The sequence below is a fragment of the Roseixanthobacter psychrophilus genome (assembly GCF_043195195.1).
Taxonomy (GTDB): Bacteria; Pseudomonadota; Alphaproteobacteria; order Rhizobiales; family Xanthobacteraceae; genus NCEH01.
This window is the reverse complement of the sequence record NZ_JBAFWT010000005.1, coordinates 160,204-175,742: the sequence shown is the minus strand read 5'-3', so window position 1 is coordinate 175,742 and position 15,539 is coordinate 160,204. Positions and strand designations below refer to the sequence as shown.

The window sequence follows — 15,539 nt, the reverse complement described above, 5'->3', positions numbered from 1 at the left end:
TTCCGCAGAACGTTTTTTCCGCGAAACGAGCGGGCGGACATTGGGCTGAAGTTACGGGTTACGGTCCCCAGAATTCACAGGGACGGACAGGCACTCTGCCCTTTCCCCGCCTCTCCCACCCCTCCCCCGCACGCGGGAGGGAGCATTTCAGTTTGGGGGCGGGCCGAACGGCCGGCCGGCGCTTCCCTTAGCCCGCCACCATCTGGTGCGAATCACCCCGCGCACGCGCGCCCTGTCGCCGCGCATAGGTGACCAGCAGCGCGAGCGCGGCCGGGGTCATGCCTTCCATGCGCCCGGCCTGGCCGATGGTGCGCGGGCGCACACGGGCGAGTTTCTGCTTCAGCTCGTTGGACAGACCCGGCAGATCCGCATAATCCAGCGTCTGCGGGAGAATCAGGTCTTCATCCCGCCGCAAGGTGGCGATGTCGGCGGCCTGTCGGTCGAGATAGACCGCATATTTCGCGTCGATCTCCAATTGTGCGGCGATGGCGGGTTCCAGCGTCGCGAATTCCGGCCAGATCCGCGCCACCTCCTCCATGCCGATATCGGGATAGGCGAGCAGGTCGAACGCGCTGCGGCGCTGACCGTCCTTATTGACGTTCAGACCGAAGGTAGCTGCCGCATTGGGGGTCACGTTCAGTTCCCGTGCGCGATCGCGGGCCCCGTCCAGCGCCACCATCCTGGCGGAGAAATGCGCCGCCCGCTCCCCGCCCACGAGGCCAAGCGCCACGCCCCGCGCGGTCAGCCGCTGGTCGGCATTGTCGGCGCGCAAGGTGAGGCGATATTCGGCCCGCGAGGTGAACATGCGATAGGGCTCGGTGACGCCGCGCGTCACGAGATCGTCCACCATCACGCCGAGATACCCCTCGGCCCGGTCGATGACGACGCCCTGCCCCGCCTCCCCTGCCCCGCCGCCGGCACGGCGCGCGGCGTTCAGCCCGGCGAGCAGGCCCTGGGCGGCGGCTTCCTCATAGCCCGTGGTGCCATTGATCTGCCCGGCGAGAAACAGGCCGGGCGCACGCTTTGCTTCCAGCGTTGGCGTCAGCTCGCGCGGATCCACATGGTCATATTCGATGGCATAGCCCGGCCGCAGCACCTTCACCTGTTCCAGGCCGGGAATGGTGACCAGGAAAGCGTGCTGCACCTCCTCGGGAAGCGAGGTGGACATGCCATTGGGATAAACAGTCGGATCGTCCAGGCCCTCGGGCTCGAGGAAGATCTGGTGCCCGTCACGATCGCCGAACCGGACCACCTTGTCCTCGATGGACGGGCAATAGCGCGGCCCGGTGCTTTCAATGCGGCCGGAATACATGGCCGAGCGCGAGAGGTTCGCGCGGATCACATCATGGGTCTCATTGGTGGTGCGGGTGATGCCGCATTTCACCTGCGGATTGGGCAAGTGGGTGGTGAGGCTGGAAAAAGCTTCCGGCACCTCATCGCCCTCCTGCATCTCCAGGCGTGCCCAATCGATGGTGCGGCCATCGAGACGCGGCGGCGTGCCGGTCTTCAGCCGTCCGAGCGCAAGGCCGAGGCGCTTGAGCGTGCCGGACAGGCCGAGCGCCGGCTTCTCCCCCATGCGGCCTGCGGGAATCTGCACCTCGCCCATATGGATCAGGCCATTGAGAAACGTCCCGGTGGTGAGCACCACGGCGCCGCAGGAAAAGGCGCGGCCATCCCCCAGCAGCAGGCCGGCGACACGGCCATCGGCGAGGATCAGATCATCTGCCTCGCCCTCAACAATGGTGAGGTTCGCCTGCGCGGCAAGCGCCGCCTGCATGGCGCGGGCATAGAGCTTGCGATCTGCCTGGGCGCGCGGGCCGCGCACGGCCGGACCCTTGCGGCGATTGAGCACGCGAAACTGGATGCCGCCCTGATCCGCCACCCGGCCCATGAGCCCGTCCAGCGCATCGATCTCGCGCACCAGATGGCCCTTGCCGAGCCCGCCAATGGCCGGATTGCACGACATGGCGCCGATGGTGGCGGCGCTATGGGTGACGAGCGCGGTGCGCGCGCCGAGGCGCGCAGCGGCCGCCGCCGCCTCGCAGCCCGCATGGCCGCCGCCGACCACCATCACATCGAACAGGGTTTCCAATTGGGTCATTCACATCTCACGGCCGCGCCGCAGCCTTTCAGCGGCGCCAGCGCGCAGGGTTTCAGGTTCGGGGGTCCAGGAACGGCAGTTTGACGGCGCGGTCAAGGCGGCCGGGTCGTTGCGATGTTTCACGTGAAACATTTTTTTGGGGCTGATGGACCGGGGGCTTCGCCAGCCCCGACCTCTCCCCGGTGAGAAGAGGTCGACCGCGATAGCGGGCGGGTGAGGGGGTTTCGCCTGCCGAACACAATAACGGCCTCCCCTCACCCCAACCCTCTCCCCGGCGGGGAGAGGGAGCGCAGAGGTGGCTCACATCGCTCCTCGCCAAAATGTTTCACGTGAAACATTTTCGGCTCATGACCCCCGGGGGGGGTCGCTAACCCACCCCACCTCTCGCCGAGGGGGAGAGGTGGACCGCGCCAGCGGGCGGGTGAGGGGGTTCACGGTGCGCCACAACGCTGAACCCCCTCACCCCAACCCTCTCCCCGGCGGGGAGAGGGAGCACAGACGTCACTCACATCGCACCTCGCCAGAATGTTTCACGTGAAACATTTTTGGAGTCTTTTACGAGCGAGTGTCGCTAACCCGGCCTCCGCCTCGATCAACGAAGCGGGCGATGTTGGGACGGTCGCTTGGTCCCAGGGTCCCCACCTCTCCCCCAGGGGGAGAGGTGGACCGCGCCAGCGGGCGGGTGAGGGGGTTCGCTCATCACAACACGGCCCTCCCCCTCACTCCAACCCTCTCCCCGCTGGGGAGAGGGAGCACAATGTGCACCCCGCTTCGCGCCTCACGCCTCACCCAAATGTTTCACGTGAAACATTCCCTGAAGAGTGCGGGGGCCGTTGGGGTAACAAGGAGAACCGTTCCCTCACCCGTTTGCCGGGAGGATTAGGCAGGGCGCAAGCGCGCCGACCCTCGGCTATTGGGTTCCCAGAGCCAAACCCCAAAATGTTTCACATGAAACATTTTGGGGTTATAGCCCGTAGCTTTGCTGGCTCCCACACCTCTCCCCGAGGGGGAGAGGTCGACCGCGAGCGGACGGGTGAGGGGGTTGCGCCTTGCCGAACGCAATGCCGGCCACCCCTCACCCCAACCCTCTCCCCGGCGGGGAGAGGGAGCACAGACGTCAAGCACATCGCTCCTCACCAAAATGTTTCACGTGAAACATTTTTGGGTCGCCTCATTTGCCGATGCAGAAGGTGCGGAACAGGGCGTCGAGCACATCTTCGATATCCACGCGGCCCACCAGCGCGTCGAGCGCCCGGGCGGCAAGGCGGAGGTCTTCCGCCAGCAGATCCTCCCCGCCCCGCCCCGCACGCTTCAATGCAAAATCGAGATGGGCCACCGCATCGCGGAGCGCGAGCCGATGGCGTTCGCGCGTGATGAGCGCCGGCTCGCCGCCGCCCAGTTCCGCTGCCCGCGCCTCAATCAAGGCGATGAGCCCCTCGATCCCCTGCCCCGTCGCGGCGGAAATCGCGAGCGCTGCGCCCGCGCCCGGAGCGCCGCCCGGTCGGTCCGCCTTGGTGCGCACCACGAGCGCGCCGTTAAGTTCGGGCGGCGGCAGGGCCCCTTCCTCGCTCAGCCACAAAACGAGATCGGCCGACCCCGCACGGGCGCGGGCGCGGCGGATGCCTTCGGCTTCCACCTCATCATCGGTCTCGCGCAAGCCTGCCGTATCGATCAGCGTCACCGCTTGGCCGGCGAGTTCGAGATGCACCTCCAGCACATCCCGCGTGGTGCCGGGACGATGGGAGACGATGGCTGCCTCGCGCCCCGCCAGACGGTTCAGCAAAGTCGATTTTCCCGCATTGGGCGGCCCCGCGATGGCGATGGAAAGCCCGTCGCGCACCCGTTCGCCCCGCACGCCATCGGCCAGGGCCGCCGCCAGTTCCTCCCGCAGGAGACCGGTTTCGAGCAGCGCCGGGCCGGTGAGATCCTCCGGCACATCGTCCTCGTCGGCGAAATCGATGGTGGCTTCCACAAGCGCCAGGGCGCGGATCAATCGCTCACGCCAGCCGGCCACGCGGCGCGACAAGGCGCCGGAGGCCTGGGCGAGCGCTTGGCGGCGCTGCGCCTCGCTTTCCGCCGCGATCAGATCGGCAAGGCCTTCCACCTCGGCAAGGTCCATCTTGCCGTTGGCATGGGCACGGCGGGTGAACTCGCCGGGCAAAGCGGGCCGGAACCCGGACAGCGCCGAGAGGGTTGAGAGCACACGAGCCACCACCGCCCTGCCCCCATGGAGATGGAGTTCCACCAGATCCTCCCCGGTCGCGCTGCGGGGCCCTTCGAAGAACAGCACGAGCCCCCGGTCCAGCGGCTCGCCGCCCGGCGCACGCAGCACGGCATAGCGGGCGAGGCGCGGTGGGGGCACGGCGCCCGTAAGCGAAACCGCCGCCGTCCGCGCTGCCGAACCCGAGATGCGCACGACGGCAACGCCCGACGGCAAGCGCCCGCTGGACAAAGCGAAGATGGTGTCGGATGACCGCATTACGCACCGGCCTTGAAACTGGAGTTGGGACGATGACCGAAAACCGCCTCGGATCCGAGACCAGTCCCTATCTGCTTCAGCATCAGGACAATCCCGTCCATTGGTGGCCGTGGGGCCAGGACGCCTTCGCAGAGGCGCGGCGCACGGGAAAGCCGGTTCTGCTCTCCGTGGGCTATGCCGCCTGCCATTGGTGCCACGTCATGGCCCATGAAAGCTTCGAGGATCCCCTGGTGGCTGGGGTCATGAACGACCTGTTCGTCAACATCAAGGTCGATCGCGAGGAGCGCCCGGATGTGGACCAGATCTACATGGGTGCGCTCCACCAATTGGGCGAACAGGGCGGCTGGCCGCTAACCATGTTCCTGGATGGAGACGGCAATCCCTTCTGGGGCGGCACCTATTTTCCCCGCTCCGCGAGCTATGGCCGCCCCGGCTTCACCGACGTGCTGCAACAGGTTTCGCAGGTCTATCGTGAGGCGCCGGAGAAGATCGCGCACAATCGCGACGCGATCCTGGAGCGGCTCACCGCAGCCGCGCGCCCGCAGGGCGAGGCCATTATCGGCCTTCCCGAGCTGGACCGCGCGGCGCAGCAGATCGCCGGCCTGTTCGACAAGGCCAATGGCGGCCTGCGCGGCGCGCCGAAATTTCCCCAGACCGGGCTCATGGAGCTGCTCTGGCGTGCCGGCGAGCGCACGGGCGATGACACGCTGAAGGCCATCTGCGCCTTCACCCTCAACCGCATGTGCGAGGGCGGCATCTATGATCATCTCGGCGGTGGCTTCTCCCGCTATAGCGTGGACGAGCAATGGCTCGTGCCGCATTTCGAGAAGATGCTCTACGACAACGCCCTGCTGCTGGAGCTGCTCGCCCTCGCCTATCAAGACACCGGCGACCCGCTATTCCTCGCCCGCGCGCGCGAGACCGTGGGATGGCTGGAACGGGAGATGCTGACCGACGGCGGCGCCTTCTGCGCCAGCCTTGATGCCGACAGCGAGGGCCATGAAGGCAAATTCTATGTGTGGACCCTCGCCCAGGTGGAAGAGGTTTTAGGCCCTGACGACGCCACTTATTTCGCTGGTTTTTACGATTTGAAGCCGGGCGGAAACTGGGAAGGCGCCACCATTCTCAACCGCACAAAGGCGGGCGAGGTTGCGGTGGAAGACGAAGCGCGCCTCGCACTGCTGCGGGAAAAGCTGCTGGCCGCCCGGGCAAAGCGCGTGCGGCCAGGCCTCGACGACAAGGTTTTGGCCGACTGGAACGGCCTGATGATCGCCGCTCTCGCCCGCGCCGGCGCGCTGCTGGACGAGCCCGCATGGATCGCCCTCGCCCAGCGTGCCTTCGATGGCGTGGTGGCCCTCATGACTCATGGCGATCGGCTGGGTCATTCCTACCGCGCGGGCCGCACGCTGCATCCCGGCCTTGCCAGCGACCTTGCCGCCATGGCCCGCGCGGGCATCGCCTTGCATGAGGCCACCGGCGCCGGCGACCCGTTGAGCCGTGCCGTGGCCTTCCTCACGGTCTTGGAACGGCACCATCTGGATAGCGCCAGCGGCGCCTATTTCCTCACTGCCGATGATGCCGACGCACTGGTGGTGCGCCCCCTCACCACCATGGACGAGGCGCAACCCAATTATAACGCGGTGGCAGCCGATGCTCTCGTTCGCCTCTCCGCTTTAGTCGGCGACGACGATCTGCGCGGGCGCGCCGATCGCATTCTGCGGGGCCTTTCAGCGGCGGCCGCGGGAAATGCCCTCGCCCATGGCGCCCTCCTCAACGCCATCGACACGCGCCTGCGCCTAGCGGAAATCGTCGCCATCGGCACCGGTCGCGAAGCTCTGGCGCAAGCCGCCTTGCACTTGCCCTTCCTCGCCCGGGTGGTCATCCGCGCCGCCGAAGCCGACGATGTACCAGCTGGAAGCCTCGCGCGCGCCCGCATGGAAAGCGCCCCACCCGAGGGTGCGGCCTTCATTTGCGTCGAGGGGCGCTGCACGCTGCCCATTACGGACGCGGACGCGCTCCCCGGCGCTCTGGCGGCTGCGCGCGGGTGAAAGGGCGGGCATTCCCCGGTGCAAAAATGCTTATGCCTCTAGAATCGCGTCAGGAGGCCAAGGAGCAGCATTTTCTCGGCGACATGGTTTGTATCATCGCGAGGGGCGTTTTGCCGCCCATTCGCCTCTGATTGGATCAACTTTCAGGCGAGTTTCTAATAAAAAATCGCGCTATGCTTGCATTCGCGACAGAATCGGCTCCACCGGCTCGACCAGCTTCATTTCCGCCGCAACCGGCGCCTCGGCAGTCGGCGGACCAGAAAGCGGATGGCGAGACAGCCGTGCCATCAGTGCTCCACCCTGCGACCGCGCCGGAGCCGGCTGCAGCAGATCGGCCATAACGCACTGCACCACATCACGCCAGGAATACCATCGCGCCGCAGCAAGATTACACCGCGTCGCAGCATGGACACTCTCGTCCTCAAGGGCGAGCACCGCCGCGCGCAAATCCCTGGGACCGGAAAAATATCTGACGTTCGGACCGAGCACCTCACGCACCACGGGGATGTCGCGCGCCAGGACCGGAAGCCCGCGCGCGGCCGCCTCCAGCGGCGGCAGACCGAAGCCTTCGGCAAGCGAGCCGAACAGCAGCGCATGGGCCTGCTCGTAATGAGCGGCAAGCCCCGCATCGCCGAGGTTCTGGTACCAAAATAGGCGCCGGCCAAACCACGGTGAGCCGCAGATGATCTCCGGCATGTCCTCGCTCAGCCACCCCAGCCGCCCGATGATCACCAGTGGCCGCGTGTAGCCCTGCTGCCAAAGCATCTCGAAGGTCGCAATGGCATCGCGATGGCCCTTTTTCGGCTCCACGGTGCCCACCATAAGCCACGGCCGGCTGGCGAGCACCTTGCGGGCCTCCTCATCCAGCGCCGCCGGATCCGCTACCGGGCGCTCGTCCGCGGGAGAGAATCCATTATAGGCGACCGCGCCCCGCACCTTCATGTCGCATTGGGCGGCGAACGCCCTCAGGTCCTCCAGGCTCCGGCCCGAGACGGCGTAGAAATACCCGCCCATGTCCAGCGCCCGCAGCACGGCGCGATGGAAGTCTCGCCGCCAGGGATATTGATAGAAAGTGGGCATGAGCATCGGCAGGATGTCGTGCACCAGGAACACCACCTCGGCACCATTGGCCTGCGCCCGTTCATAGAGTGTGAAGTCCATCTCGTGCCAGAAGCCGGGGCAAAACAGGATATCGCCGGCTCCCGGAACCAAGGTGTCACCCTGCCGCTCGGGCACGGCGATGTCTGACCTTGCGGCAGAAGCCAACGCGTCCATCATCCGTGCCAGTGCCGCACTGCCACGCCGGAGCGGCTTGACCGGTAGCAGGCTGGCCGCCAGAAGCCCGCCGGCGGAAATGACTCTGCTGGCGTAGCGGAGCACTTTCAGGGCGACGCGCGCAGACAGGCTCCCGACGGGGGGCGCAGCCGGGGGCGCAGGCGCAGGCCCGACCAACGGTCCCTCGCGCCGGGCAAAGGCGCCATCCGCCGTGCATTCCACCACCACGAAATCGATGCCGGACCACGCGGCAAAGGCGGCGCCATGAAAGGCATATTGCGCCACCACCCGGTGAATGCCGAGGGGGGCCGGATCGGCCACCACGAAGGAGGAATCAAGAAGCACACGACGCACCGGCCCCCGACGCGGTGTTTCATCGTGCTGGCTCTGCGGACCAAGCATCGGACTTTCGCTTTTCTGAACCTTGACTGCCCCCGTGCGATCCATCTTTTCCATGGAATGCGCAAAATCAATGGTCCCTTTGCGTCCAGATACAAAAATCAGCCGCGCATAGCGCGGCTGATTGGAACCATGTTGCTACACCCTGCGTCAGGTGTTCATAGAATCGAAGAAATCCTGATTCGTCTTGGTCTGCCGCAACTTGTCCATGAGGAATTCGATGGCATCCACTGTTCCCATGGGATTGAGGATGCGCCGCAGAACATACATCTTCTTGAGAACATCGGCAGGAACCAGAAGTTCTTCCTTACGGGTACCGGACCGTGTGATGTCGATGGCCGGGAACACCCGCTTGTCGGACACCTTACGATCGAGAATGACTTCCGAATTACCCGTGCCCTTGAACTCTTCAAAGATCACTTCGTCCATGCGCGAGCCGGTGTCGATGAGCGCGGTCGCGATGATCGTGAGCGAGCCGCCTTCCTCGATGTTACGTGCCGCACCGAAGAAGCGCTTGGGCCGCTGGAGCGCGTTGGCATCCACGCCGCCGGTCAGCACCTTGCCGGAGGAGGGCACCACCGTGTTGTAGGCGCGGCCGAGGCGCGTGATGGAATCCAGCAGAATGACCACATCGCGGCCATGTTCCACCAGACGCTTCGCCTTCTCGATCACCATTTCCGCCACCTGGACGTGCCGCGAGGCCGGTTCGTCGAAGGTGGAGGAAATGACCTCGCCCTTCACGGAGCGCTGCATGTCGGTGACTTCCTCCGGCCGCTCGTCGATGAGCAGCACGATCAGGAAGCACTCGGGATGGTTGGCGGTGATGGATTTGGCGATGTTCTGCAGCAGCACCGTCTTGCCGGTGCGCGGCGGGGCGACGATCAGTCCGCGCTGGCCTTTGCCGATGGGCGAGACGATGTCGATGATGCGCGCCGAATAATCCTTCTTGGACGAATCCTCGAATTCGAGCTTCAGGCGCTCGTCGGGATACAACGGCGTGAGATTGTCGAAATTGATCTTGTGCCGGGTCTTCTCGGGGTCTTCGAAATTGATCGTGTTGACCTTAAGAAGTGCAAAGTACCGCTCGCCCTCTTTGGGGCTGCGGATCTGGCCATTGACCGTGTCACCGGTGCGCAGGCCGAAGCGGCGGATCTGCGAGGGGGAGACATAGATGTCGTCCGGGCCGGGCAGATAATTGGCGTCCGGAGAGCGCAGGAAGCCAAAGCCATCCTGTAGCACTTCGACGACACCCTCACCGATGATCTCGGTTTCGCTGGCGGCGAGCTGTTTCAAAATCGCGAACATCAGCTCCTGCTTGCGCAGGGTGCTCGCGTTTTCGACCTCGTTTTCTTCAGCGAAGGCGAGCAGTTCAACGGGAGTTTTGGACTTGAGATCCTGGAGTTTCACTTCCCGCATATGGGAAAGCCTCGAAATCTTGAATTGGGCCGACGGCTTCGTGAACCAAAGCCGGGCAGATGGAAGGGGCGGGGAATCGCAGATCTTCAGGAAACACCGGGATACCGGGATCTCACCTGACGTTCCGTATCGACCCCATGACGTGGCCGTAAAAACGGAGCGCGCGTTGCCTGCGTTTAGGAAAGCACAGGAACAATACCGGACTCGGTGCCTCTTACGCAAGCCCCGTTGAGGCGGCAAGGCTCATCAAAAGGGCTTAAGGATCACGAGAATGACGATGAAGATCATCAGAACCGTCGGCACCTCGTTGGCGATACGGTAGAATCTGGCGCTTCGGGTGTTGCGGTCCTCAGCGAAGGCCCTCGTCCATTTCACACATTCCCCATGGAAAGCGGACAAGGCGAGCACCAGAACCAGCTTTGCGTGCAGCCAGGGCGCTGAAATCCAGCCGCCCTCATAGATCAGGAAAGCGCCCGCCAACCAGGTCACGATCATCGCCGGATTGGAAATCGCCTTCAGCAGGCGACGTTCCATGACCTTGAACGTTTCCGATTGGGCCGAACCCTTGGGCGCGTCGCAATGATAGACGAACAGGCGCGGCAGATAGAACAGCGAGGCCATCCAGGAAATGACCGCCATCACGTGCAGGGCCTTGATCCAGAGATAAAGCATCTCAGCCTCCGCCTTGCGCCATGCCTGTGCACCGGATGATCACAGACTTATCCGCACCTTTTCCACAAGGTTTTCCACATGCGCCAAGGGGGTCTCAGGCTTGATCCCGTGACCCAGATTGAAGATATGGCACGTGCCCATGAAATCCTTGCGAATATTAAATATTTCCTCATCCAACTGCGGTCCCCCCGCAATCAGCCGCAGCGGGTCCAAATTGCCTTGAAGGGCCACTTTATCCCCAAGCTTGGCCCGAGCCACCGTGCGATCGGCGGTCCAGTCGAGGCCGACGGCGTTGAGGCCGAGCGCGGCGAGCTTCTCCAGCGCCTCCATGCTCGCCCCCTTGGGAAACGAGATGATGCGCGCGCCGGGATGCACCGCCCGCACGCCAGCGACGATCCGCGCCAAGGGCTGTGCGCACCAGCGGTCGAACGAAGCGGGATCGAGCACGCCCGACCAGGTGTCGAACACCTGCACTGCGTCCGCGCCGGCGGAAATCTGTCCGTTGAGATGGGCGATGGACATTTCCACCAGCACGTCGATGAGCGACTGGAACAGCTCAGGCTCGCGCAAAGCCAGCAAACGCGCGGGACCCTGATCGTCGGTGCCCTGCCCGGCCACCATATAGGTCGCCACGGTCCAGGGCGCGCCGCAGAAGCCGATCAGCGCGGTTTCAGGGGCCAGGGCCGCCTTGACCAGCCCGAGCGCCTCGTAGACCGGTTGGACGCGATCGGGATCGAGCGAACCGCGCAAGCCTGCGATCCGTTCCGCGCCGGTCACAGGCTCAAGGCGCGGCCCCTCGCCGGCCTCGAACCGCACATCCACGCCGAGTGCGTGGGGGATGACCAGAATGTCGGAAAAAATGATCGCAGCATCGAAGGCGAACCGGCGGATCGGCTGGAGTGTCACCTCGGCGGCAAGCTTCGGCGTGTAGCACAGGGTTAGGAAATCACCCGCCGTGGCCCGAACAGCACGATATTCCGGCAGATAGCGTCCCGCCTGCCGCATCATCCAGAGCGGAGGGATTGCCTGGGGCACGCCATCGAGCACGGCGAGAAAGGGGGAAAGGTGCGCCGCGCTGTCGGTCATCCCGCTCCTACTATCTAAAAAGGAATCTTATTTAAGAGAGAGTCTTTTACGTCTTAACGGTTGATTAACTATTCGCAGCGCCGTCGACAACCGGTCCACAGGCTGACACGTCCGCACACCCCTCGCCATGAGCCGGCCAACAATCGTTAACAAAAGGTAAATCGCCCTCGTCCGGGAGATTTCCCCACAAGCCCACAGAGGGTGCCTTTGAGTCAGTCCCCACGGGTTCAATTGTGGACGGTTATACCCATGACTCTTTCGCCGGCCTTGCATGCCCCCTTCGGGCGTGCGTTTCTGCACCGACCGTCCACAGGCCGGTGGATAAGTGGCAGGATATGACGTGACGGCACCGCGCGTTCCCAACGAGAGCTATTTTCACCTGCATCTCGTCTCCGATGCGACCGGGGAGACGCTGATCAATGTGGGCCGCGCCGCGTGCGCTCAATATGCCAATGTGCTGCCAATCGAACACGTCTATCCCCTCGTGCGCTCTATGAAGCAGCTCGAACGGGTGCTGATCGATATCGAGAACAATCCCGGCATCGTGCTCTACACCTTGGTGGACAAGGAAGTCCGCGAGCGGCTGAAGGAGCGCTGCCGGGAACTCGGTGTGCCGTTTCTCTCGGTTCTGGCGCCGGTGGTGCAGATGTTCCAATCCTATCTCGGCGGCGAGCCGCAGCCGCGCGTCGGCGGGCAGCACGCGCTGGACGCCACCTATTTCAAGCGCATCGACGCGCTCAATTTTACCGTCATGCACGACGACGGCCACATGACCGACGATCTGGAGCAGGCGGACGTGGTGCTGCTCGGCGTGTCGCGCACGTCCAAGACGCCGACCTCCATCTATCTCGCCAATCGCGGTATCAAGACCGCGAACATTCCGCTTGTGCCCAATGTGCCGCTGCCGCCGGGGCTGGAACGGTTGAAGAAGCCGCTGATCGTTGGCCTGGTTGCGAGCGCGGAGCGGATCGTCGAAATCCGCCAGAACCGCCTTCTGGGGCTGAACGCCGCGAGCCCGAACACCGCTTATGTGGATCGCGAGGCGGTGTCCGAGGAACTGGCTCTTTCCCGCCGTCTGTGCGCGCGACATGGCTGGCCGCTGATCGACGTGTCCCGTCGCTCCATCGAGGAGACGGCGGCGGCCATCATCGGCCATCTTTCCGAGCGCCGCCGTCGTGCGATCGTGGAAACCTGAGCGTCGCCTCATGAGTCTCTGGCGTGGAACCCATTCCCTCGCGCTGGCCTCGCGCAGTGCCACGCGGCGCGCCCTGCTGGAGGCCGCCGGCCTGCCGGTGGAGCCGGTGGACGGCGATGTGGATGAACGGGCCATCGAGGCCGCAGCTCCGGCGGGAACGGTCGGGGCCGACGACATCGCCCGCATGCTCGCCCGGGCCAAGGCGTTCGCCGGCGCACGGCGGGTCGATGCCGATCGTCTGGTGATCGGTGCCGACCAGACCTTGGCGCTCGGTGGGGAGGTCTTTCACAAGCCAAGGGATCGCGCGAGCGCTCGTGCCCAATTGTCCTGCCTCGCCGGCCGCACCCATGCGCTGCATTCCGCGCTCGTTGTGGTGCAAGACGAGGAGGTGGTGTTTGAAACCGTTCAGACCGCTCGCCTCACCATGCGTGCCCTCTCCGATACCGCGCTCGACGCCTATCTTGATGCGGCCGGGCCGGCGGTGCTTGGGAGCGTCGGCGGGTATCAGCTCGAAGGGCTGGGCGTGAATCTGTTCGAGGCCATCGAGGGCGACCATTTCACCATTCTCGGCCTGCCGCTCCTGCCGCTGCTGGGATTCCTGCGCGACGAGGGCGTTTTGCTGTGAGCGTGAAATTGTGCATCAGCGGCCATCCCGTGGCCTATTCCCGCTCGCCCATGCTGCATGGCTATTGGATGGAGAAGCAGGGCCTGGCCGGCAGTTATGGCCGGGAGGATGTGCCGCCTGAAGACGCGAGCGCTTTCTATGCGAATTTCGCCGCACACGGCTATGCCGGCGGCAATGTGACCGCCCCCAATAAGGAAATCGCTTTTCGTACCGTCGCCGAGGCGGACGAAACCGCCCGCGCGCTCGGGGCGGTCAACACGCTCTGGTTCGAGGACGGGCGCCTCCACGGCGGCAATACCGATGTCTATGGATTCATGGCCAATCTCGATGCCGGCGCGCCGGGCTGGGACACGAGCGGCGGCCCGGTGCTGGTGCTCGGCGCGGGTGGCGCCGCGCGGGCCATCGTTTATGGCCTGCTCTCCCGTGGTGTGGAAAAGCTCTGGCTCGCCAATCGCACATTGAACCGCGCGCAGGCGCTGGCGGATCAGTTCGGGCCGCGCGTGGTGCCGATTTCCCTTAATGAGATCGCCGCGCCCCTGGCGGATGCGGCTCTGCTGGTGAACACCACTTCGCTCGGCATGAAGGGTCATCCGCCGCTGGAGCTCGATTTTTCGCCCCTGAAAACCGAGGCGGTGGTGACCGACGCGGTCTATGTGCCGCTGGAGACGCCCTTGCTGAAGGCGGCGCGGGCGCGCGGGCATCGCATCGTGGATGGACTCGGCATGTTGCTGCACCAGGGCGTACCGGGGTTCGAGCGCTGGTTCGGCGTGCGCCCGCAGGTGGATGCGCCGTTGCGCGACCTCATCGTCGCCGACCTGCGCGCCAAGGGCCAATTGGAGGCCTGACCTCATGTGGATCCTCGGCCTCACAGGCTCCATCGGTATGGGCAAATCCGCCACGGCGGCGCTGTTCCGTGCCGAGGGCGTGCCGGTCTATGACGCCGACGCGGCGGTTCATGCGCTCTATCGCGGGGAAGCCGTCGCGCCGGTGGAAGCGGCTTTTCCGGGTGTGACACGGGATGGTGTGATCGATCGACCGTCCCTCTCCGCCCGCGTGCTCGACGATACGGACGCGATGAAACGGCTGGAAGCGATCGTTCATCCCCTGGTGCGGGCGCAGGAAAACGCCTTCCTGGAGCGAGCCCGCGCCGCCGGGGCACGGCTGGTGGTGCTGGATATTCCCCTCCTGTTCGAAACGGGTGGGGAAAAGCGGGTGGACGCGGTGGCGGTGGTGAGCGCCCCGGCGGCGGTACAAAAGCGGCGGGTGCTGGAACGCTCCGGCATGACGCCGGAGCGTTTTGCCGCCATCCTGGGCAAGCAGATGCCTGATTCGCTAAAGCGGGCGCGCGCCCATTTCCTGATTGATACGGGGCGCGGGTTTGACAGCGCGCGCCACCAGGTGCGCGGCATCGTGCGGGCGCTGAGCGGGCCGGGCCGGCGGCCGGCGGTGCGGGATTGAACGGAAAAGACCATGCGGGAAATCGTCCTCGACACCGAAACCACGGGCCTTGATGCCAATAAGGACGACCGGCTGGTGGAAATCGGCTGCGTGGAGATGGTCAACCGCATCCTCACCGGCACGATCTTCCACGTTTATATCGACCCGGAACGGGACATGCCGGTGGAGGCGTTCAACGTCCACGGCCTGTCAGCTGCGTTTCTTTCCGACAAGCCGAAATTCGCCGAGGTCGCCGACGCATTCCTGGACTTCATCGCCGACGACACGCTGGTGATCCACAATGCCGCGTTCGACATCGGCTTTCTGAATGCCGAGCTGACCCGCTCCGGCCGCCCCACCATCGCCCGTGACCGGGTGGTGGATACGCTGGCCCTCGCGCGCCGCAAGCACCCGGGGGCACAGAACAGCCTCGATGTGCTGATGAACCGCTACGGCATAGACAGCTCCCGCCGGGTGAAGCACGGCGCCTTGCTCGACGCCGAACTGCTGGCGGAAGTCTACAGCGAGCTCTTGGGCGGCCGTCAGGCCATGCTGGTCGGGCTGGTGGAAGAGACCGGCGGTGCCGCGCCGCGCCTGATGGCCGAAACCGTCCTCGCCGCGCGCGCCCGGCCCGTTCCCCTGTTGCCGCGCCTCACGGACGAAGAGCGGGCGTTTCACCGCGCCTTCATCGCCCAGATGGGCGACAAGTCGCTGTGGGCGCAATATCTCGTGGACGAAGTGCGGGCCGAGGAAGCCGCGCGCGCCTGAAGACCTCGGTCTGCGACAGTGCGAACCCCCTCACCCGG

Annotated in this window: 12 protein-coding genes; 6 read left to right on the top strand and 6 right to left on the bottom strand. The window is 65.1% G+C overall.

Annotation, left to right across the window (positions count from 1 at the left end; genetic code table 11):
• Nucleotides 1-187: 187 nt before the first annotated feature.
• Both mnmG and mnmE read right to left on the bottom strand, forming a co-directional pair.
• Nucleotides 188-2,101, bottom strand: a complete 1,914-nt coding sequence (gene mnmG / locus V5F77_RS07605) for a tRNA uridine-5-carboxymethylaminomethyl(34) synthesis enzyme MnmG (RefSeq protein ID WP_429004738.1) — start codon at nt 2,099-2,101, stop codon at nt 188-190.
• A 1,171-nt stretch (nt 2,102-3,272) separates the two neighbouring features.
• Entirely contained in the window at nt 3,273-4,580 is a 1,308-nt protein-coding gene (mnmE, locus tag V5F77_RS07600; protein ID WP_429004737.1) for a tRNA uridine-5-carboxymethylaminomethyl(34) synthesis GTPase MnmE, read from the bottom strand.
• 32 nt (nt 4,581-4,612) lie between these two features.
• On the opposite strand from mnmE, the gene V5F77_RS07595 reads away from it, so the two are divergent.
• Nucleotides 4,613-6,628 (top strand): thioredoxin domain-containing protein, encoded by a 2,016-nt coding sequence (locus V5F77_RS07595; RefSeq protein ID WP_429004736.1) that lies wholly within the window; start codon nt 4,613-4,615, stop codon nt 6,626-6,628.
• 171 nt (nt 6,629-6,799) lie between these two features.
• On the opposite strand, the gene V5F77_RS07590 is transcribed toward V5F77_RS07595, so the two are convergent.
• From V5F77_RS07590 to hemE, 4 genes are all read right to left on the bottom strand, one after another.
• Complete coding sequence (locus V5F77_RS07590; RefSeq protein ID WP_429004735.1) at nt 6,800-8,248, bottom strand: glycosyltransferase family 4 protein; 1,449 nt, start codon at nt 8,246-8,248, stop codon at nt 6,800-6,802.
• Between the two features lie 204 nt (nt 8,249-8,452).
• Nucleotides 8,453-9,718, bottom strand: a complete 1,266-nt coding sequence (gene rho, locus V5F77_RS07585) for a transcription termination factor Rho (protein WP_348845784.1) — start codon at nt 9,716-9,718, stop codon at nt 8,453-8,455.
• Between the two features lie 246 nt (nt 9,719-9,964).
• On the bottom strand, nt 9,965-10,390 hold the full coding sequence (gene hemJ / locus V5F77_RS07580; protein ID WP_429004734.1) for a protoporphyrinogen oxidase HemJ: 426 nt from the start codon (nt 10,388-10,390) through the stop codon (nt 9,965-9,967).
• 39 nt (nt 10,391-10,429) lie between these two features.
• Complete coding sequence (gene hemE, locus V5F77_RS07575) at nt 10,430-11,476, bottom strand: uroporphyrinogen decarboxylase (protein ID WP_429004733.1); 1,047 nt, start codon at nt 11,474-11,476, stop codon at nt 10,430-10,432.
• 340 nt (nt 11,477-11,816) lie between these two features.
• Here hemE and V5F77_RS07570 point away from each other — a divergent pair, with 340 nt between their 5' ends.
• The 5 genes from V5F77_RS07570 to dnaQ are packed head-to-tail and all read left to right on the top strand — an operon-like array spanning nt 11,817 to nt 15,501.
• Nucleotides 11,817-12,671, top strand: a complete 855-nt coding sequence (locus tag V5F77_RS07570; RefSeq protein WP_394015450.1) for a pyruvate, water dikinase regulatory protein — start codon at nt 11,817-11,819, stop codon at nt 12,669-12,671.
• A 10-nt stretch (nt 12,672-12,681) separates the two neighbouring features.
• Nucleotides 12,682-13,296, top strand: a complete 615-nt coding sequence (locus V5F77_RS07565) for a Maf family protein (RefSeq protein WP_429004732.1) — start codon at nt 12,682-12,684, stop codon at nt 13,294-13,296.
• Nucleotides 13,293-14,141 carry a shikimate dehydrogenase gene (locus tag V5F77_RS07560; protein WP_429004731.1) on the top strand — a complete coding sequence of 283 codons (849 nt, stop codon included), beginning with the start codon at nt 13,293-13,295 and terminating at the stop codon, nt 14,139-14,141. The genes V5F77_RS07565 and V5F77_RS07560 overlap by 4 nt, the downstream gene beginning before the upstream one ends.
• Before the next feature lie 4 nt (nt 14,142-14,145).
• Complete coding sequence (gene coaE / locus V5F77_RS07555) at nt 14,146-14,754, top strand: dephospho-CoA kinase (RefSeq protein ID WP_429004730.1); 609 nt, start codon at nt 14,146-14,148, stop codon at nt 14,752-14,754.
• A 12-nt stretch (nt 14,755-14,766) separates the two neighbouring features.
• Nucleotides 14,767-15,501 carry a DNA polymerase III subunit epsilon gene (dnaQ, locus tag V5F77_RS07550; protein ID WP_429004729.1) on the top strand — a complete coding sequence of 245 codons (735 nt, stop codon included), beginning with the start codon at nt 14,767-14,769 and terminating at the stop codon, nt 15,499-15,501.
• The last annotated feature ends 38 nt before the right edge of the window (nt 15,502-15,539 follow it).

What these genes read in the sequence shown, in the direction of transcription:
- hemE (WP_429004733.1), bottom strand. Translation starts at nt 11,476, where the DNA reads ATGACCGACAGCGCGGCGCACCTTTCCCCCTTTCTCGCCGTGCTCGAT.
- hemJ (WP_429004734.1), bottom strand. Translation starts at nt 10,390, where the DNA reads ATGCTTTATCTCTGGATCAAGGCCCTGCACGTGATGGCGGTCATTTCC.
- coaE (WP_429004730.1), top strand. Translation starts at nt 14,146, where the DNA reads ATGTGGATCCTCGGCCTCACAGGCTCCATCGGTATGGGCAAATCCGCC.
- rho (WP_348845784.1), bottom strand. Translation starts at nt 9,718, where the DNA reads ATGCGGGAAGTGAAACTCCAGGATCTCAAGTCCAAAACTCCCGTTGAA.
- mnmG (WP_429004738.1), bottom strand. Translation starts at nt 2,101, where the DNA reads ATGACCCAATTGGAAACCCTGTTCGATGTGATGGTGGTCGGCGGCGGC.
- V5F77_RS07565 (WP_429004732.1), top strand. Translation starts at nt 12,682, where the DNA reads ATGAGTCTCTGGCGTGGAACCCATTCCCTCGCGCTGGCCTCGCGCAGT.
- mnmE (WP_429004737.1), bottom strand. Translation starts at nt 4,580, where the DNA reads ATGCGGTCATCCGACACCATCTTCGCTTTGTCCAGCGGGCGCTTGCCG.
- dnaQ (WP_429004729.1), top strand. Translation starts at nt 14,767, where the DNA reads ATGCGGGAAATCGTCCTCGACACCGAAACCACGGGCCTTGATGCCAAT.
- V5F77_RS07595 (WP_429004736.1), top strand. Translation starts at nt 4,613, where the DNA reads ATGACCGAAAACCGCCTCGGATCCGAGACCAGTCCCTATCTGCTTCAG.